Below are 21,403 nucleotides of genomic sequence, written 5' to 3'. Positions count from 1 at the left end.
CCGGCCACCCGGTTCAGGACTCCAGCCAGTCCTCGATGGCGGCGGCCGCGTCGGCCGAACCGCTCTCCAGGACGGTGAAGTGGTCGGCCTCGACCGGCACCACCGTGTGCGCCTGGTCCCAGCCCCTGGCCTGCCAGTCCGGCCGCTGCGCCGGATCCGCCAGGAACGACTGCGCGCACTGGACGAGCAGCGCCGGGGTGCTGACGGAACCGGGCACCATCTCCTGCATCAGCTGGACGTACCAGCCCATGCCGGACAGCCGGGCGGCGTCGAAGCGGCCGAACTCGGCCTCCCGCGACACCATGTGCTCGGCCATCTCCCGCAGCAGCCATTCGCCGCCGTCGTGCACCCGGTAGGTGTCGATCATGGCGACACCCTCGGGCACCGGGCCCTGGGCCGCTTCGAGGTACTCGGTGACGAGGTAGGCCAGCAGGCCACCCGAGGAGTACCCCAGCAGGACGAACGGTTCGCCCTGCGCGGCTTCGAGCACGCCGCACGCCAGCGTTTCCAGTGCCGCCTCGGGCGTGGCGGGCAGTGGCTCGTCGGCCGCGAACCCGATCGGCGGCAGCACCACGACCTCACGGCCGGTCCGCAGGTGCGCGGTGACCCTGGCGTACTGGTGCGCGCCGCCGGTGGCCAATGGCGGGTTGACGCAGATGATCCGCGGGAGGTCGGACCCCGACGCGAGCCGGGTGGGCACCGGCAGCTCGTCCAGGTCCGCCGCCGAGGCGAACTGCTCCCGCAGCTGCGCCGCGACCCGCAACAGGTCGAAGCCGGTGCGGGCGCGGCCGCCCTGCACCGCACCGCGGAACATCCCGTACAGCGACTCGTCGGTGCCCGATCGCTGCCCCGGCTGCGCGACCGCGGCGAGTTCCGCGCGCAGGTAGCGGGCCAGCCCGGCCGGTGTCTTCTGGTCGAAGATCGCGGCGGTCGGCAGGGTCAGCCCGGTGGAGGCGTTGAGCGTGGTGCGCAACTCCATCGCGGCCAGCGAATCGAAGCCGGATTCGAGGAAGTCCCGCTCGGCGTCGAGCGCGTCGACGCTCTCGTGCCCGAGCAGCCGCGCCGCGGTCTCGAGGATGTGCGTCTGGAGCCACTGCTCCTGCTCGGCCTCGGACAGGTGTGCCAGCTGCCTGCGCACCGCGCCCGCGTCGGGCGCGCCGCTGCTCTGCCTGCGTCCGGCGCGCCGGACCAGGTCACCGAGCACCGGCGGTACCGACTCCCTGGTCCGCAGGACGGCCGTGTCGATCTCGACGAGCACCTGCGCCGGACGATCGGCCGCCACCGCGGCATCGAACAGGGCCAGCGCCTTGTCCGCCGCCAGCGGAGGCAGGCCCTGGCGACGCATCCGCTGCCGGTCGGCCTCGCCGAGCCACTGCGCCATGCCGGTGTCGATGCCCCACAGCCCGTAGGCGAGGGAGGTGGCGGGCAGGCCGACGCTGTGGCGGTGCGCGGCGAGCGCGTCGAGGAACACATTGGCCGCCGCGTAGCCGCCCTGGCCCGCGGGCAGGATCGACCCGGCCACCGAGGAGATCAGCACGAAGGCCGACAGGTCGGTGTCGCGGGTCAGCTCGTGCAGATGCCAGGCGGCGTCGGCCTTGGCGCCGAGGGAGACGTCGATCTGCGCGGGGGTCATGGCGTCGACGAGGCCGTTGTAGGCCGCGCCCGCCGCGTGCACGATCGCCCCGAGCGGACGCTCGGCCGGGATCGCGGCGAGCAGCTCGCGCAGGGCCGACCGATCGGTGACATCGCAGGCGACGACCCGGGCCTCGGCGCCCAGGGCCGCGAGTTCGTCGACGAGTCCCGGCGCGGCGTCCGGTCCGCGCCTGCCGACCAGCAGCAGGTGCCGCACACCGTGTACCACCACCAGGTGTTCGGCCAGGAGACGGCCGATCCCGCCGGTCCCGCCGGTGATCAGGACGGTGCGGTCGGGATCCCACGGTGCCGTCCGGTCGCCGGTCGGGGCGACCGCGCGGACGAGCCGCGGTACCCACGTCCCGTCCGCGCGCACGGCGAGTTCGGGTTCGCCGGTCGCGACGGCGGCGACCAGCTGTTCGGCCGGCTGATCGGCGGCGGCCTCGACGAGCACGATCCGACCCGGGTGCTCGGCCTGTGCCGCGCGCGCCAGACCCCAGACCGCGGCCGCGGCCGGATCGTCGGCGCTGTCGGTGACCAGCGCCAGCGTGCTCGCGGCGTACCGCTCGTCGCTCAGGAACTCCTGGACGACACCGAGCGTGCCGTGCAGCGCGAACCGCAGCCGCTCCGGCACCTCGGCCCGGTCGACCGCGACCCGGTGGACGACCACGGCAGCCGGCTGCTGCGCCTCCCATTCGGCCCAGGACGTGTCCGCGGCGCTCAGCGCCGGACCGGGTCGCCAGCTCAGCTCGTACCGCGCGTCGCGTGCGGAACGCGAAGGCGCGGAGAGCAGTTCGGCCGACATCGGGCGCAGGGCCAGCGACCCCACCGACAGCAGCGGCGCGCCGCCGGCATCGGCCATGGTCAGGGTGACGGTCCCCTGGTTCAGCCAGCTCAGCCGAACCCGGACCCGCCGTGCGCCGTCGGCGTGTACCCGCACCGACGACCACGCGAACGGCACCAGTGTCGGGCGTTCGGCGGTCTCGTCCACGCCTTCGGGCAGCCCGAAGGACAGCGCGTGCATGGCCGCGTCGAGCAGCGCCGGGTGCACGCCGTAGCCCCGCGCCGAGGTCTGCTCGGGCAGGGCGACCTCGGCGAACAGATCCGCACCGCGCCGCCACAGCGACTCCAGCCCTTGGAAGGCGGGGCCGTAGTGGTAGCCGTGGTCGGCGAGTTCGGCATAGGCGCCGTCCAGCCGAACCTCGGTGACGTCGGCGGGTGGCCACTGGGCGAAGTCGGTCCAGTCCGGCTGTTCGCCGGTCTCGACAGCGGGGCGCACGGTGCCCTCCGCGTGGTGGGTCCACGGGACCGTCGGATCGTCGTCGTCGCCGCGCGAGTAGACGTCGACTCGGCGGTGCCCGTTCTCGTCGCCGTCACCCACGATGACCTGGATGTGCGCGCCCGCGTGCCCGTCGAAGACCAACGGCGACAGCAGCGTGAGTTCCGCCAGTTCCGGGCAGTCGACGAGATCGGCCGCGTAGGTGGCCAATTCGACGAATCCGGTGCCGGGCAGCAGCACCACACCGAGCACATCGTGGTCGGCCAGCCACGGATGCGTGGCCGTGGACAGCCTGCCCGTGAGCCGGAGACCGCCGCTCTCGGGCTGCGCCACCAGCGCGCCCACCATGGCGTGTTCGGTGCCGCGCAGGCCGAGGGTGTTGGCCTCGCCGGTTCCCAGCGGACTGGTGGCCCAGAACCGGCGGTGCTGGAAGTCGTAGGTCGGCAGCTCCGTCCGGGTGGCCCCGGTTCCGGCGAGGTAGCGCATCCAGTCGACGGTTCCGCCCGCGACGTGGAGCCGGGCCAGGCCGGTCACCAGGGTCGTGGGGTCGACCTTGTCGCGCCGGGTCAGCGCGAGGGCGGTCGTGGTGTCCAGGGTTTGCGCGACCATCGGTGTCAGGACGGCGTCGGGGCCGACCTCGGCGAACCGGGCCACGCCCAGCTCCGCCATCGTGGTGACGGCATCGGCGAACCGCACCGTCGCCGCGACCTGTCGCACCCAGTACGCCGGATCGGACATCTCGTCGACGACCCGCGCACCGGTCACCGTCGACACCAACGGCAGGCGCGGCCGTTCGAAGGCCAAACCTTCGACCACCGAGCCGAATTCGGCCAGCATCGGGTCCATCAGCGCGGAATGGAACGCGTGCGAGACCCGCAGTCGGTGTGTGCGCCAACCGTTCTCGGCACACACCTCGGCCGCGGCCTGGACCGCCGCCTCGACACCGGAGAGCACCACCGACGACGGACCGTTCACCGCCGCGATCGACACCCCCTCGCCCAGCAACGGCAGCACCTCCGCCTCCGGCGCACCCACCGCGATCATCGCCCCGCCCGAAGGCAGCGCCTGCATCAACCTGCCCCGCGCCGCCACCAGCACACACGCGTCGTCGAGCGACAGCACACCCGCGACATGCGCGGCCGCGATCTCACCGATCGAATGACCGGCCACCACGTCGGCCGTCACGCCCCACGACTCGAGCAGCCGGAACAGCGCCACCTCGTAGGCGAACAGCCCGGCCTGCGCGTAGACCGTCCGATCGACCAGCGCGTCGTCGGCCAAGGCCGCCGTGAGCGGAACAGGCTGTCCGAGCAGCGGTTCCAGTCGCGTGATGATGTCGTCGAACCGGTCGGCGAACACCGGGTACACCCGGAGCCCGGCGGCCATGTCCGCCCATTGCGCGCCCTGACCGGAGAACACGAGACCGGTCGAGCCAGCGACCACCCGGCCGCTCACCACACCGGGAGCACCGTCGGCCACCGCCCGCGTGCCCGCGAGGAGCCCGTCGCGGTCGTCGGCGAGGACCACCGCGCGATGATCGAACACACCGCGGGTGGCGACGAGGGAGAAGGCGACATCGAGCGGGTCCTGGCCGTAGGCGGCCACATGGTCGGCCAGCCGGGCGGCCTGACCGGTGAGCGCCGCACCACTGCGCGCCGACACCACCCACGGCACGACACCGCCGACCGGCGCGGTCTTCACCGCGGGCGCCGAATCCGGCACCGGCGGTGCCTGTTCCACGATGACGTGCGCGTTCGTCCCACTGATACCGAACGAGGACACACCCGCACGCCGCGGCCGATCCACCTCCGGCCACGCCACGGCCTCGGAGAGCAGCCGCACATTCCCCTGCGTCCAATCCACCTTGGTGCTGGGCTGATCCGCGTGCAGGGTGCGGGGCAGCACCCCGTGCCGCATCGCCATGATCATCTTGATCACGCCACCCACACCGGCCGCCGCCTGCGCGTGCCCGATATTGGACTTCAACGAGCCCAGCCAGAGCGGACGATCCTCGGCACGATCCTGGCCATAGGTCGCCAGCAGAGCCTGCGCCTCGATCGGATCACCCAAAGTCGTTCCGGTGCCGTGCGCTTCGACGACATCCACCTCCGCCGGCGCGATCCCGGCATTGGCGAGGGCCTGGCGAATCACCCGGCGCTGCGACGGACCATTGGGCGCGGTGAACCCGTTGGACGCGCCGTCCTGGTTGACCGCCGAACCCGCGAGCACCGCCAGCACCTGATGACCGTTGCGGCGGGCATCGGAGAGCCGTTCCAGCACCAGCACACCCGCGCCCTCGGACCAGCCGACACCATCGGCGCTGTCGGAGAACGACTTGCATCGCCCGTCCGGCGACAAGCCGCGCTGCCTGCTGAACTCCACGAACGTCTCCGGGGTCGCCATGACGGCGACACCTCCGGCCAGCGCCAGGTCACATTCGCCCGACCGCAGCGACTGCGCGGCCAGGTGCATCGCCACCAGCGACGACGAGCACGCCGTATCCACCGACACGGCGGGACCTTCCAAGCCGAGCGTGTAGGAGATCCGGCCCGAGACGAGGCTGCCGGTGGCATTGCCGCCGTTGCCCTGCGCGTAGTCGTGGTACATCACGCCGGTGAACACCCCGGTCGAACTTCCGCGCAGCACAGCGGGATCGACCCCGGCGCGTTCGAGCGCCTCCCAGGTCGTCTCCAGGAGCTGCCGCTGTTGCGGGTCCATCATCGTCGCCTCGTTGGGCCCGATGCCGAAGAAGTCGGCGTCGAAGTCGGCGGCGGTGTGCAGGAAGCCGCCCTCACGGGTGTAGGACTTGCCCGCCCGGCCGGGTTCGGGATCGTAGAGCCCGGCGAGGTCCCAGCCACGGTCGGTGGGCAGCGGCGTGATGGCGTCCCCGCCGAGCCGGACCAGCTCCCAGAGATCCTCGGGCGAGCCGACGCCGCCGGGGTAGCGGCACGCCATGCCGACAACGGCGATCGGGTCACCGTCGGCGGACCGGCTCGCGGTGACCGCCACGTCCTGACCGGTCCCGGCGAACTCCGCGGCCAGGTAGTCGGCCAGCGCCTGCGGCGTCGGGTAGTCGAACACCAGGGTGGCGGGCAACGGCAGACCCGTCACCGCCTTCAGGGCGTTGCGGAACTCGATCGCGGTGATCGAGTCGAAACCCAGGTCGCCGAACGCCTTGTCGGCCGCGACCGCGGTCAGGTCCTGGTGTCCCAGCACCGTGGCGACCTGGCCGCGCACGAGCTCCACGAGCACACCCGCACGTTCGCCTTCGGGTGTGCCCGCCAACCGGGTACGCAGGGCGGTCGCGGCGCCGGAGGCCGCCTTGCGGCGGTGCGGGACCAGGCCGGTGAACAGGGCGGGTGTGGCGAATCCGGCGCCGCGCAGGGCATCCAGATCCACCCGCGCGAGAACCGGTGCGGCCGTATCGATCCGGAGGGCGGCGTCGAAGAGGGCCAGCCCCTGCTCCGCCGCGAGCGGCAGCAGGCCCGAGCGGGCGATGCGCTGCCGGTCGACCTGGCTGAGTTCCCCCGCCATCCCGCCGTCCCACATGCCCCAGGCCAGCGACGTCCCCGCCAGTCCGGTGCCCCGGCGACGCGCGGCCAGCGCGTCGAGGACGGCATTAGCGGCGGCGTAGTTGCCCTGGCCGGGGTTGCCGAAGACGCCGGCCACCGAGCTGAACAGCACGAACGCCGTCAACGGGAGATCAGCGGTCAGCTCGTGCAGGTGCAGGGCGGCATCGACCTTGGGCCGCAGGACAGTGGCCATGCGGTCGGGGGTCAACGAGCCGATGGCACCGTCGTCGAGAACGCCCGCCAGGTGGAACACGCCGGACAAGGGTTGTGCCGCAGGGATATCGGCGATAGCGGCGGTCAGCGCCGCGCGGTCGGCGACATCACACGCGACGAAGGAGACCTCGGCGCCCGAATCTTCCAGTGCCGCCCGCAATTCGGCGGCACCCGGACCGGATTCGCCACGCCTGCTCAGCAACAGCAGGCGGCGGACACCGTGCTTGTCGACCAGGTGCCGGGCGAACAAGCCACCCAGCGCACCGCTCGCACCGGTGAGCAGGACCGTCTCGTCCGGCCCGAACAGCTCGTCGACGGTGGAAGTTCCTGCCGGAGGGGCAGATCGGGCGAGACGCGCGGCGTACACGGCACCGTCGCGCACCGCGACCTGCGGTTCACCCGCGACCAGGAGTCCGCCGATCAGACTGTCCGGCAGCGCATCGAGGGCGGCGGTGTCGACCAGGATGATCCGGCCCGGGTTCTCCGACTGCGCGGACCGCACCAGACCACCGATCGCGGCGCCGGCCAGGTTCGTGATGTCCTCGCCCGCCACCGAGATCGCGCCGATGGTCCGCACGATCAGCACCGATTCCGCGTAGGCGGGCTCGGCGATCCAGGACTGGAGTACCCCGAGGACGTCCCGGGTGGCGGCGTGGATGACGGCGGGGTCGATGCCCACCGGGCAGTCCAGGATCACCGCCGGGGGCACCTGCTCCCCCAGTTCCGGCCAGGTGACCGTGGCGATCCCGTTGTCCGGCAGCGTGATCGGCGTCCATTCGACCCGGAACAGCGCCGACCGGGCGATGTCGGTGCCGGTGGTGAGCTGGGCGGGGTCGATCGGCCGGGAAGCCAGGTGCCGCACGGTCGCGACGGGCGCGCCGGTCGCGTCCGCGAGGTCGATCGAGACCCCGCTCGCCCCGACCCGGACGAGCCGGACGCGCAGGGTGTCGGCCCCGTGCGCGTGGACGGTGACCCCCGACCACTCGAACGGCAACGCGAGGCCGGTGCCCGGCGTAGCCGGTTCGCCCGCGACGCGCAGGGCGTGCAGGGCGGCGTCGAGCAGTGCCGGGTGCAGCCCGAAGCGCGGTGCCTCCGCGCGGGCCTGGTCGGGCAGGGCGAGTTCGGCGTAGATGCCCGCGTCGTCCCGCCAGGCGGCGGTGAGCCCGCGGAACACCGGTCCGTAGTGGTAGCCCTGCTCGTCGAGGGTGTCGTAGACGCCGTCGAGGTCGACCACGGTGGCACCGGTCGGGGGCCACCGGGTGAGGTCCACCGGCACGGTGTCGCTGTCGGCCGCGAGCACACCCTCGGCGTTCAGGGTCCACGACGCCGCGGCGCTGTCGGGGCGCGAGAAGATCCGCACGTCGCGGCGGCCCGGCTCGTCCTCGGCGCCGACGACGACCCGCACCGCGACGCCCGCCGGGTCCGGCAGCGTCAGCGGGGCGCGCAGGATCAGCTCGGCCAGGGTCGGGCAGCCGACCTCGGCGCCCGCCTGCAGGGCGAGTTCGACGAACCCGGTGCCGGGGAACAACACCGTGTCCAGCACGGCGTGGTCGGTCAGCCAGGGGTGCGTCCGCACCGAGAGCCTGCCGCTCAGCGCGACGGCATCGGACTCGGGCTGGGCGACCACCGCCGAGACCAGCGGATGGTCACTGGCGACGAAGCCGAGGGCGCGGGCGTCACCACCGGCCGTGCTGTCCGTCAGCCAGTAGCGCTGCCGCTGGAAGGCGTAGGTGGGCAGGTCGACGCGGCGCGCGCCGGTGCCGGCGAACAGTGCCGCCCAGTCCAGGTCGGCGCCGGAGACGGACAGCCCGGCCAGTCCGGCCGTCAGGGTGGACGCGTCGGCGTTGTCCCGGCGGGCCAGCGCCACCATCGCGGTGGTCGTGTCTCCGGCCGCCTCGGTGATCTGGCTGATCATCGGGACGAGCACCGCATCCGGCCCGACCTCGGCGAACCGGCTCACGCCCGCCTCGGTCATGGTGGCGACCGCGTCGGCGAAGCGCACGGTGCCGCGCACCTGGCCGACCCAGTAGGCCGGATCGGACATCTCGTCGCCGACCCGGGCACCAGTCACCGTCGACACCAGTGCGAGGGTCGGACGCTCGAACGTCAGACCCGCGACCACCGCGGCGAATTCGTCCAGCATCGGCTCCATGAGCGCGGAATGGAACGCGTGCGAGACCCGCAAACGATGTGTCCGCCAGCCCTTCTCGGCACACCCCTCGGCCGTTGCCTGGACCGCTGCCTCGACACCGGAGAGCACCACCGACGACGGACCGTTCACCGCCGCGATCGACACCCCGTCGACGAGCAACGGCAGCACCTCGGCTTCCGGCCCACCCACGGCGACCATCGCGCCACCGGCGGGCAGCGCCTGCATCAACCGGCCACGGGCGGCGACCAGCACACACGCGTCATCGAGCGACAGCACACCCGCGACATGCGCGGCCGCGACCTCACCGATCGAATGACCGGCCACCACCTCGACCCGCACACCCCAGGATTCCAGCAGCCGGAACAACGCCACCTCGAAGGCGAACAACCCGGCCTGCGCGAAGACGGTGTCGTCGACCTGAGCGGGATCGGCGAGCGCGTCGGTCAGCGACACCGGCTGCTCCAGCAGCGGATCCAGCTGCGCGACAATCGCATCGAAGTGCTCGGCGAACAGCGGATACACGCGCAGCCCGGCGGCCATCCCGGCCCACTGCGCCCCCTGACCGGAGAACACCGCACCCGTCGACCCGGCCACCACGCGACCGGTGACGACGCCCGCGCGGGCCTCGCCACGGCCCAGCGCCGCGGCATCGGCCAGCAGACCGTCCCGATCGGCGGCCAGCAGCACGGCCCGATGGTCGAATCCGGTGCGCGAGGTCACCAGCGAGTAGCCGACGTCGACCGCCGCCGAATCACGCGCTGTCACCTGCGACGCCAGGCGGCTCGCCTGATCCGCGAGCGCCGTTTCGCTCCGCGCCGACAGCACCCAGGGCAGCACACCACCGACGGGAGCCACCGGCTCCGTCGACGCGGGCGGCACCGGCGCGGCCTCCACGATGACGTGGGCATTGGTCCCACTGATACCGAACGAGGACACACCAGCGCGCCGCGGCCGATCGACCTCCGGCCACGCGACCGCCTCGGTCAGCAGGCGCACATCGCCCTCGGCCCAATCCACCTTCGTGGAGGGCTCATCCACGTGCAACGTCCGGGGCAGCACCCCGTGCCGCATCGCCATGATCATCTTGATCACGCCACCCACACCAGCGGCCGCCTGCGCATGCCCGATATTGGATTTCAGCGAGCCCAACCACAGCGGACGATCCTCGGCGCGATCCTGGCCGTAGGTGGCCAGTAGGGCTTGGGCCTCGATCGGATCCCCCAAAGTCGTTCCGGTGCCGTGCGCTTCGACGGCATCGACCTCGGCCGGGGACACTCCGGCATTGGCCAGGGCCTGCCGGATCACCCGGCGCTGCGACGGACCGTTCGGCGCCATCAAACCGTTGGACGCGCCGTCCTGGTTGACCGCCGAACCGGCGAGCACCGCCAGCACCTGGTGCCCGTTGCGGCGGGCGTCGGAGAGCCGTTCCAGCACGAGCACACCCGCGCCCTCGGACCAGGCCACCCCGTCGGCCGCCTCCGCGAACGACTTGCACCGCCCGTCCGGCGACAGTCCACGCTGACGGCTGAACTCGATCAGCGTCTCCGGCGTCGCCATCACCGCGACACCACCGGCCAGCGCGAGATCGCACTCGCCGGACCGCAGCGACTGCGCCGCGAGATGCATCGCCACCAGCGACGACGAGCACGCCGTATCCACCGACACCGCGGGACCTTCCAGTCCCAGGGTGTAGGCGATCCGGCCGGAGACCAGACTGCCGGTGACATTGCCGCCGTTGCCCTGCGCGTAGTCGTGGTACATCACGCCGGTGAACACACCGGTCGAACTCCCGCGCAGCACCGGCGGATTCACCCCGGCGCGCTCGAGGGCCTCCCACGACACTTCCAGCAGCAGACGCTGCTGCGGATCCATGGCGGTGGCCTCGTTCGGGCTGATCCCGAAGAACTCGGCGTCGAACTCGGCGGCCTCGTAGAGGAATCCGCCGCGGCGGGTGTAGGTCTTGCCCGGCGTGCCGGGGACCGGATCGTAGATGCCGTCGATGTCCCAGCCGCGATCGTCCGGCAGCTCGCCGCTGGTGTCGGTGCCCGCGGTGACCAGGTCCCAGAGGTCCTCGGGCGAGGCGACACCACCGGGGTAGCGGCAGCTCATCGCGACCACGGCGATCGGATCGTCGCCGGCGGACCGGCTGGCGGTGACCACGATGTCGCGGCCGGTCCCGGTGAACTCCTCGGCCAGGTAGCGGGCGAGGGCCTGCGGTGTCGGGTAGTCGAAGACGAGGGTGGCGGGCAGCGGCAGCCCCGTCGCGGCTTTGAGTCCGTTGCGGAACTCGATGGCGGTGATCGAGTCGAAACCGAGTTCGCTGAACGCCTTGTCGGCCGCGATCGCGGTCAGGTCCTGGTGCCCGAGGATCGCGGCGACCTGTCCGCGCACGATCTCCTCCAGCACGCCCAGCCGTTCGCTGTCGGGCGTATTCGCCAGTCGGGTACGCAGCGCGGTCGCCGTCCCGGTGACGGCCCTGCGGCGCTGGGCGATCAGACCGGAGAACAGGGCGGGCAGGGCGATGCCGTGGCCGCGCAGCACCTCCAGGTCGAGCCGGGCGACCAGCGGTGCGGCGACATCGAGGCCGGTCACCGCGTCGAACAGCGCGAGGCCCTGGGCATCCGTCATCGGCAGCATGCCCGAGCGGAGCATCCGCTGCCGCTCGGCCTCGCCGAGCTCGCCCGCCATGCCGCCTTCCCACATGCCCCACGCCACCGAGGTGCCGACCAGACCGGCGGACCGGCGGTGGGTGGCGAGCGCGTCGAGGACGGCGTTGGCCGCGCCGTAGTTGCCCTGACCGGCATTGCCGAAGGCCCCGGCCACCGAGCTGAACAGCACGAACGCCGTCAACGGGAGATCGGCGGTCAGCTCGTGCAGGTGCAGGGCGGCGTCGACCTTGGGCCGCAGCACGGCGTCCATGCGGTCGAGGGTCAGTGCGGCGACGGCGCCGTCGTCGAGAACACCGGCGAGGTGGAACACACCCGACAGTGGTTGTGCCGCAGGGATATCGGCGAGGACGGCAGCCAGCGCCGCACGGTCGGCGACATCACACGCGACGAAGGAGACCTCAGCACCCGAATCCTCTAGTGCCGACCGCAATTCGGCGGCACCGGGACCGGATTCGCCACGCCTGCTCAGCAACAGCAGGCGACGGACACCGTGCCTGTCGACCAGGTGCCGGGCGAACAGTCCGCCCAGCGCACCACTCGCACCGGTGAGCAGGACCGTCTCCTCCGGCCCGAACAGCTCGTCCACGGTGGACGCCGGAGCGGGGATTCGGGTGAGCCGTGCGGCGTGCACGACCCCGGCACGAACCGCCACCTGCGGTTCGGCCGCCGCCAGGATTCCACCGACGGGGACGTCCGCGGAATCGGTGTCGAGCAGGACGATCCGGCCCAGGCTCTCGGCCTGGGCGGCGCGCACCAGGCCGCCGACGGCGGCACCGGCCAGGTTCGTGATGTCCTCGCCCGCGACCGACACCGCGCCGCCGGTCCGCACGATCAGCACGGAGTCGGCGAAACGCGCCTCGGCGGCCCAGGCTTGCAGCACCTCGAGCACATCGTGGGTGGCGGCGTGCACGGCGGCGGCATCGTCACCGCTCGGGCAGTCCAGAATCACCGCAGGAGGTATCTGCTCGCCGAGGTCGGCCCACGTCACCACACCGATCTCGGTGTCGGACACCGCGATCGGCGACCAGGTGACCTCGAACAGCGCCTGCGGAACGGTGGCCGAACCGGCCGTGAGCTGCGCGGGATCGATCGGCCGTGAGGCCAGGTGCCGCACCGTGGCGACGGGGGCGCCGGTCGGGTCCGTCAGCTCCAGCGCGACACCGTGATCACCGACCCGGGTGAGCCGCACGCGCAGCGCGTCGGCCCCGCTCGCGTGCACGGTCACCCCGGACCACTCGAACGGCAGGGCCAGGCCGCCCGCCACCGTGGCGTCACCGGCCAGGCGCAGGGCATGCAGGGCCGCGTCGAGCAGGGCCGGGTGCAGGCCGAACCGCTGGGCCTCGGTCCTGGCCTCCTCGGGCAGTTCGACCTCGGCGTAGAGCAGACCGTCGGCGCCGCGCCAGGCCGAGCGCAGCGCCTGGAACATCGGGCCGTAGTGATAGCCCTGCTCGTCGAGGTCGTCGTAGACGCCCTCGATCGGGAGAGCGGTCGCGTCGGCGGGTGGCCACTGGGTGACCTCCGCCGGGGCGCTGTCGCCGTCCGGCGCCAGCACGCCGTCGGCATTGAGGGTCCAGGCGACGGCATCGTCGTCCTCGGGGCGCGAGAAGATCCGCACCGCCCGCCTGCCCGCCGCGTCCTGCGCGTCGACGACGACGCGGACCGCGAGTCCACCGGACTCCGTCAGCGCCAGGGGCGCCCGCAGTGCCAGCTCGTCCAGGGTCGCGCAGCCGACCTGATCGCCCGCGTGCAGGGCGAGTTCGACGAATCCGGTGCCGGGGAACAGCACGGTGTCCATCACCCGGTGATCGGCGATCCACGGCTGCGACTCGGTCGAGAGGCGGCCGGTGAGGGTCACCGCGTCGGAGTCCGGCTGCGCGACGACCACCGACGCCAGGGGGTGTCCGGTGGCGACGAGGCCGAGGGCCCTGGCGCCGGTCCCGGTGGTGCCTTCGGTCAGCCAGTAGCGGCGGCGCTGGAACGCGTAGGTGGGCAGGTCGACGCGACGGGCACCGGTTCCGGCGTACAGCGCGGCCCAGTCGACCTCGGCGCCAACGACATACAGCCCGGCGACCGCGCGCAGCACGGCGGCGGCATCGGCGGCGTCACGGCGGGCGGTCGCCACGACGGCGCCGTCCTCGACGCTCTGGGTGATCATCGGCACGAGCACCGCGTCGGGTCCCACCTCGGCGAACCGGGTGACCCCCGCGGCGGCCATCGTGGCGATGGCGTCCGCGAAGCGCACGGTGTCGCGCACCTGGCCGACCCAGTAGGCCGGATCGGACATCTCGTCGCCGACCCGGGCACCGGTGACCGTCGACACCAGCGCGATGCTCGGTGCCGCGAAGGTCAAACCCTCGACCACCGTGGCGAATTCGGCCAGCATCGGCTCCATCAGTGCCGAGTGGAAGGCGTGCGAGACCCGCAAACGGTGTGTGCGCCAACCACGCTCGGCACACACCTCGGCCACGGTCGCCACGGCCGCGCCGAGGCCGGAGAGCACCACCGCGGTCGGACCGTTCACCGCCGCGATCGACACCCCGTCGATCAGCAACGGCAGCACCTCGGCTTCCGGCGCACCCACGGCGACCATCGCCCCGCCCGCAGGCAGCGCCTGCATCAACCGGCCACGGGCGGCGACCAGCACACACGCGTCGGCGAGCGACAACACACCTGCCACATGCGCGGCCCCGATCTCACCGATCGAGTGCCCGGCCACCATCTCGGCCCGCACACCCCAGGATTCCAGCAGCCGGAACAGCGCCACCTCGAAGGCGAACAGCCCCGCCTGCGCGAACACGGTGTCGTCGATTCGGGTCTCGTCGGCCAACGCCTCGCTCAGCGATACCGGCTGTCCGAGCAGCGGTTCCAGCTGGGCGACGATGCCGTCGAAGTGTTCGGCGAACACCGGGAAGGCGCGCAGTCCGCTGGCCATGCCCACCCATTGCGCGCCCTGACCGGAGAACACCATGCCCGTCCGGCCCGCCACCACCCGACCGGTCACCACACCCGGCGCGGACTCGGCCCGGCCCAGCGCCCGCGCACCGGCGAGCAGATCGGCCCGATCGGCCGCGAGCAGCACGGCCCGATGGTCGAACGCGACCCGGGCCGTCACCAGCGACGAGCCGACGTCGACCGCGTCCGAATCATGTTCTGCCACATGCGAGACGAGGTTCGTGGCTTGGTCGGCGAGTGCCGCCGCCGTCCGCGCGGACAGCACCCACGGCAGCACGCCACCGGCCGGGACAGTGGGCCGCACCGGCGCCGAGTCCACCACGGGCGCCTGCTCGACGATGAGGTGCGCGTTGGTGCCGCTGAGCCCGAACGAGGACACACCCGCGCGCCGCGGCCGATCCACCGCGGGCCACGGCGTGGCTTCGGTCAGCAGCCGGAGATGGCCCTCGGACCAGTCGACCTTCGTACTCGGCCGGTCGATGTGCAGCGTCTGCGGCAGCACCCCGTGCCGCATCGCCATGATCATCTTGATCACGCCGGCCACACCGGCCGCCGCCTGCGCGTGCCCGATATTGGACTTCAGCGAACCCAGCCACAGCGGCCGGTCCTCGGCCCGGCCCTGACCGTAGGTCGCCAGCAGGGCCTGCGCCTCGATCGGATCACCCAAAGTCGTTCCGGTACCGTGCGCTTCGACCGCGTCGACCTCGACCGGTGAGACCCCGGCATTGGCCAGTGCCTGCCGGATCACCCGGCGCTGCGACGGACCGTTGGGTGCCGTCCAGCCGTTCGACGCGCCGTCCTGGTTGACCGCCGACCCGGTGATCACGCCGAGCACCTGGTGACCGTTGCGCTGCGCGTCGGACAACCGCTCCAGCACCAGCACACCGGCGCCCTCGGCCCAGGCGACGCCGTCGGCCCCGTCGGCGAAGGACCGGCACCGGCCGTCCGGCGACAGACCACGCTGACGGCTGAACTCGAGGAACATGTCCGGGGTGGACATCACGGCCACACCACCGGCCAGCGCCAGATCGCACTCCCCCGAGCGCAGCGACTGCGCGGCCAGATGCAGTGCCACCAGCGACGACGAGCACGCCGTATCCACCGTGACCGCGGGCCCTTCCAGCCCGAACACATACGACACCCGGCCGGAGACCAGGCTGCCGCCCGCGCTGTTGCCGGTCCCGGCGCCCTGCGCGTAGTCGTGGTACATCACGCCGGTGAACACCCCGGTGGCGCTGCCGCGCAAGGCGGCCGGGTCAAGCCCGGCGCGCTCGAGCGCCTCCCAGGAGACCTCGAGCAGCACGCGCTGCTGCGGGTCCATCGTCAATGCCTCGTTCGGGCTGATCCCGAAGAACTCGGCGTCGAATTCGCCCGCGGAATAGAGGAATCCGCCCTGCCGGGTGTAGGTCTTGCCCGCCTTGCCCGGCTCGGGATCGTAGATGTCGTCCAGGTCCCAGCCGCGATCGGCGGGCAGTCCGCCGGTGGCGTGGCCGCCCGAGACGACCAGTCGCCACAGGTCTTCCGGCGAGGTGACGTCGCCCGGGTAGCGGCAACCCATGGCCACCACCGCGATCGGCTCGGCGTCGACCGTCCTGGTCGCGGTGACCGCGACCTCCTGCACGTCACCGGTGAGCTGGGAGTCGACGAACTCGGCGACCGCCTGCGGGTTGGGGTGATCGAAGACGAGGGTGGCGGGCAGCCGCAGACCGGTCGCCGCGGTGAGTTTGTTGCGGAACTCGACCGCGCCGAGCGAATCGAAACCGAGCTGCTGGAAGGCCTGCTGCGGCGGGATCGTCGCGATCGTCGCGTGCCCGAGCACCTCGGCGGCGACGGTCTGCGCCAGCGTGAGCAGGGCCGCGCGGCGGTCGGCCTCGGACAGCCCGGCCAGCTTCTGCGCGAACGCCCGGCCCGCGGGCGTCCTGCCGGTGCGGCGCACCGGGATCGGGGCGATGCCGCGCAGCAGGGCGGGCACCTGGTCACCCCGCGCGCGCAGCACCGCCGGATCGACTCGCGCCAGGACCAGCTGCGGGGTGTCGGTGGCGATCGCCGCGTCGAACAGGGCCAGCGCGTCGGACTCGGACAGCGGCGGGAAGCCCTGCTTGGCCATCCGCTCGAAGTCCTCGGCGGACAGGTCGGCGCCGAGTCCGCTGGCCCGCTCCCACAGGCCGTAGTCGAGCGAGGTCGCGGGCAGGCCGACGCTGTGCCGGTAGGCGGCCAGACCGTCGAGGAAGACATTGGCGGCGGCGTAGTTCGCCTGGCCCGCGGTGAGCACCAGACCACCGACCGAGCCGAGCAGGACGAACAGCGACAGCGGCCGGTCCCTGGTGAGTTCGTGCAGGTGCCAGCCCGCGTCGACCTTCGGCAGGAACACCCGGTCGAACCGCTCCGGGGTCATCGACTCGAGCACACCGTGATCGGCGACGGCCGCCGAGTGCACCACCCCGACGAGCGGCCGGTCGGCCGGGATGCCGTCCAGCAGGGCCGCGAGCGCGGCCCGGTCGGACACGTCACAGGCGGCGACGGTGATCTCGGCGCCGAGGTCACGCAGGTGCTCGGCCAGCTCGGTGGCGCCGGGGGCGGCCGCGCCGCGCCGGGAGGTCAGCAGCAGGTGCCGCGCGCCGTGCGCGGTGACCAGATGCCGCGCGACGACCGCGCCGATGCCCGCGGTGCCACCGGTCACCAGGACCGTACCCGCCGCGATCGAGCGCACCAGCGCGCCGGGCGCGTGCCTGGTCAGCCGCGGCACGAGCAGGGTCTCCCCCCGCAGCGCCGCCTCGGGTTCCGCCGCGGTGGCGAAGGCGGCCAGGGCACGCGGCTCGCGCGCGGTGTCGACGTCGAGCAGCTGGAACCGGCCGGGATGCTCGGCCTGGGCGGCACGCAGCAGACCCCAGACGGGCGCCTGCGCGGTGTCGACCTGGTCGGTGTCGCCGGTCCGCACGGCCGAGTGGGTGAGGACCACCAGCCGGGCGGCGGTGAGGCGCGGTTCGGCCGACCAGCGCTGGACGGTGGCCAGCACCTCGGCGAGCACGTGGCGGGCGGCGACGGGCGGCGCGGCCTCGGGGGCGACGCAGTCGAACAGGACCAGGTCCGGGGCCGGGCCGTCGCCCAGGTCGGCGAGCAGCGCGTCGATATCGGCGAAGACAGGTGTGTCACCGACGTTTTCGGAAGTTCCGAGTACGACGATGGAGCCCGGGTCGGTCGTGACCGGCGCGGTGGCGGTCCACTCGATGCCGAACAGCGCGTCGGCGATGCCGTCCGCACCGAGCCGGTCCGCCGAGACGGGCCGGGACACCAGGGCGCCCACCGACAGCACCGGGTTGCCGTCGGTATCGGCGACCTGCACCACGTGCCGACCCTGCTGCCTGGCGATCCTGACCCGTACCTCGGCGGCGCCGGGCGCGTGGATCTGCACCTGGTTCCAGCTGAACGGCAGTTCCGGCGCGTCGATTTCGCCCTGCCTGCGGGCCTGGAGGATGCCGACGTGCAGGGCCGAGTCGAACAGGGCGGGGTGGATGCCGAAGCCCTGCGCGTCGCGCCGCTCCGGCAGGGCCACCTCGGCGAACAGCTCGTCACCGCGCTGCCAGGCCGCCTGCATGCCCTGGAAGAAGGGACCGTATTCGTAACCGGCGTCGAGCAATTCGTCGTAGGCGCTGTCGATGGGCAGGGCGACGGCGCCGCGCGGCGGCCACGCGGCGAGCTCCATCGGGGCGGCCGGTTCGGCGGGCGCGAGCAGGCCCTCGGCGTGGATGGCCCACGGGCCGCCCGCGATCTGGCGGGAGTGCACGCTGAGCCTGCGGCGGCCGGTCTGGTCGACCGCGCCGACCATCACCTGGACCGAGACGCTGCCCTCGGCGGGCAGGGTCAGCGGGGTGTGCAGGATCAGCTCGTCGACCATCGGGCAGCCGACCAGGGCACCGACCCGGCAGGCCAGTTCCACGTACCCGGTGCCGGGCAGCAGCATGACGCCGAAGACGCTGTGGTCGGCCATCCACGGCACGGTGTCCACCGACCAGCGGCCGGTGAAACTCACCGCGTCCGATTCCGGGTGCGGCACCACGGCGCCCAGCAGCGGATGGTCGACACTGTCGAGCCCGACCGAGGTCACGCCACCGAGTTCGGCACCCAGCCAGGACCGGGCCAGCACCTCCTTGGCGTCTAGCCAGTAGCGGACGTGCTGGAAGGCGTAGGTGGGCAGGTCGACGCGGCGGCCGCCGCCGGCGACGGCCGCCCAGTCCACGGGCGTGCCCGCCACGAACAACCCGGCCACCGCGGCCAGCAGCGCGGCCGGGCTCGCCTGGTCCTTGCGCGCCATCGGCACGATCACCGGCGCGGGGCCCTGCGGGTCGGCGGTCGCGTCGACGATCTGGGCGATCATCGGGGTGAGGACGGCGTCGGGGCCGATCTCGGCGAAGCGGGTGACGCCCAGCTCGGCCATGGTGGCGATGGTGTCGGCGAAGCGGACGGTGCCGCGCACCTGGCCCGGCCAGTACGCCGGATCGGTCATCTCGTCGGTGACGCGGGCGCCGGTCACCGACGACACCAGCGGCAGGCTCGGCCGGTGCAGCATCAAACCCCGCACCACCGTGGCGAATTCCGCGAGCATCGGGTCCATCAGCGCCGAGTGCGACGCGATGGAGATCCGCAGCCGGTGGGTGCGCAGTCCGCGCTCGCGGCACGCCTCGACCACGGCGAGCACCGCGTCCTCGACCCCGGACAGCACCACCGACGCCGGGCCGTTGACCGCCGCGATCGCGACCTGCCCCGCGCTGTCGAGCGCGTCGATCACGGTGCGCGCGTCGGCCTCGGTCGTGCCGACCGCGACCATCGCCCCGCCCGGCGGCAGCGCCTCCATCAGGCGGCCGCGGGCGGCCACCAGCGCGCAGGCGTCGGCCAGGTTCAGCACGCCCGCGACGTGCGCGGCGCCGACCTCGCCGATGGAGTGGCCGGTCACCACATCGGCTCGCACACCCCAGGATTCGAGCAGGCGGTACAGCGCCACCTCGAAGGCGAACACCCCGGCCTGGGTGAACACGGTCCGGGCCAGCACCTCGTCGTCGGTCAGCGCCTCGGTGAACGAGACCGACTGTCCCAGCAGCGGTTCCAGCTCGGCGACGATGGCGTCGAAGTGTTCGGCGAAGACCGGGTACGCGCGCAGTTCGTCGGCCATGCCCGCCCACTGCGAGCCCTGGCCGGTGAAGACGAAGCCGGTCGACCCGGGCACCACCCGGCCGGTCACCACCCCGGGCGCTGCGGTGTCGGCGGCGAGGGCGCGCGCGCCTGCCAGCAGGGCGGCATCGTCGGTGCCGAGGAGCACGGCGCGCTGATCGAACAGGGTGCGGGTCGTCGCCAGGGAGAACCCGACATCCCGTGCGTCCGTGCCGTTCTCGGTGACGTGGGCGGCGAGCCGGTCGGCCTGCTCGGCGAGTGCCTCGGCGCCGCGCGCCGACACCACCCACGGCAGCACGCCGCCCACCGGGGCCGCGTCCGGTTCCGGTTCGGGGTCGGCGGGCGCCTGTTCCACGATGAGGTGCACATTGGTGCCGGCGACACCGAACGAGGACACCCCGGCGCGACGCGGCCGATCCACCGCGGGCCACGGCGTCGGTTCGGTGAGCAGCCGCACATGGCCCGCCGACCAGTCGACCTTGGTGGTCGGGGCGTCCACGTGCAGCGTCTTCGGCAGCAGGCCGTGGCGGATCGCCAGCACCATCTTGATCACGCCGCCCACACCGGCGGCGGCCTGCGAGTGCCCGATATTGGACTTCAGCGAGCCGAGCCAGAGGGGCCGGTCGGCGTCGTGTTCCCGGCCGTAGGTGGCCAGCAGGGCCTGGGCTTCGATGGGGTCGCCCAGGGTGGTGCCGGTGCCGTGCGCCTCGACGGCGTCCACGTCGGCCGCGGTGATGCCCGCGTTGGTCAGCGCCTGCTGGATGACCCGCCGCTGCGAGGGCCCGTTGGGCGCGGTCAGCCCGTTGGACGCGCCGTCCTGGTTCACCGCGGAGCCGGTGATCACCGCCAGCACCGGGTGCCCGTTGCGGCGGGCGTCGGAGAGCCGCTCCAGCACCAGCACACCGGCGCCCTCGGCCCAGCCGAGACCGTCGGCGGCATCGGCGAACGCCTTGCTGCGCCCGTCGCGCGCCATGCCGCGCTGCTTGCTGAATTCCACCAGGGTCTCCGGCGACCCCATCACCGCGACACCACCGGCCAGCGCCAGGTCCGATTCGCCCGCCCGCAGCGACTGCGCGGCGGCGTGCAGCGCGACCAGCGACGAGGAGCAGGCGGTGTCGACGGTGACCGACGGCCCCTCCAGCCCCAGCACATAGGAGATGCGCCCGGAGGCGACCGCGCCGGAGTTCGCATTGGCCGGATAGTCGTGATACATCATGCCGACGTAGACGCCGGTCCGGCTGCCGCGCAGCGAGGCGGGTGCCACCCCGGCGCGTTCCAGTGCCTCCCACGAGGTTTCGAGCAGCAGGAACTGCTGCGGGTCCATCGTCGAGGCCTCGTTGGGGCTGATCCCGAAGAAGCCGGGATCGAATTCGCCCGCCGAGTGCAGGAATCCGCCCTCGCGGGTGTAGATGCTGTTGGGCGCCTCCCCGGTCGGGTCGTAGAGGCGATCGGCGTCCCAGCCGCGGTTGACCGGCAGCTCCGACACCGCGTCGACGCCCTCGGCGACCAGCCGCCACAGATCCTCGGGCGAGCCGACCCCTCCCGGATACCGGCACGCCATCCCGACGATCGCGATCGGCTCCCGCTGGGCGGCGTCGAGCTGCCGGTTGCGGGTGCGCAGCCGCTCGGTCTCCTTGAGCGAGCTGCGGAGCGCCTCGGTGAGCTTCTGGATTTTGGCGTCGGGCTGGGTCATGCGTCTATCGCTTCCTGCGGTCGCCGGAACACTCCGGCGAAATGTCTATCGGGAGGCTGTCTTTCGATGCGGGTT

General features: G+C 72.8%; 3 pseudogenes. All 3 read right to left on the bottom strand.

What is annotated here, in order from left to right:
- Positions 1–13: 13 nt before the first annotated feature.
- Positions 14–631: pseudogene (locus ACFVW6_RS26020) on the bottom strand (thioesterase domain-containing protein); the annotation flags it as partial.
- Between the two features lie 228 nt (positions 632–859).
- A pseudogene (locus ACFVW6_RS26015) lies at positions 860–6,985 on the bottom strand (type I polyketide synthase); the annotation flags it as partial.
- A gap of 75 nt (positions 6,986–7,060) precedes the next feature.
- Positions 7,061–21,328, bottom strand: a pseudogene (locus ACFVW6_RS26010) (SDR family NAD(P)-dependent oxidoreductase); the annotation flags it as partial.
- Between the last annotated feature and the right edge of the window lie 75 nt (positions 21,329–21,403).

The organism is Nocardia sp. NPDC058244, from assembly GCF_042882065.1.
Lineage (GTDB): Bacteria > Actinomycetota > Actinomycetes > Mycobacteriales > Mycobacteriaceae > Nocardia.
Note: the sequence above shows the minus strand (reverse complement) of the source record. Positions and strands in the feature narration are given on the sequence as shown.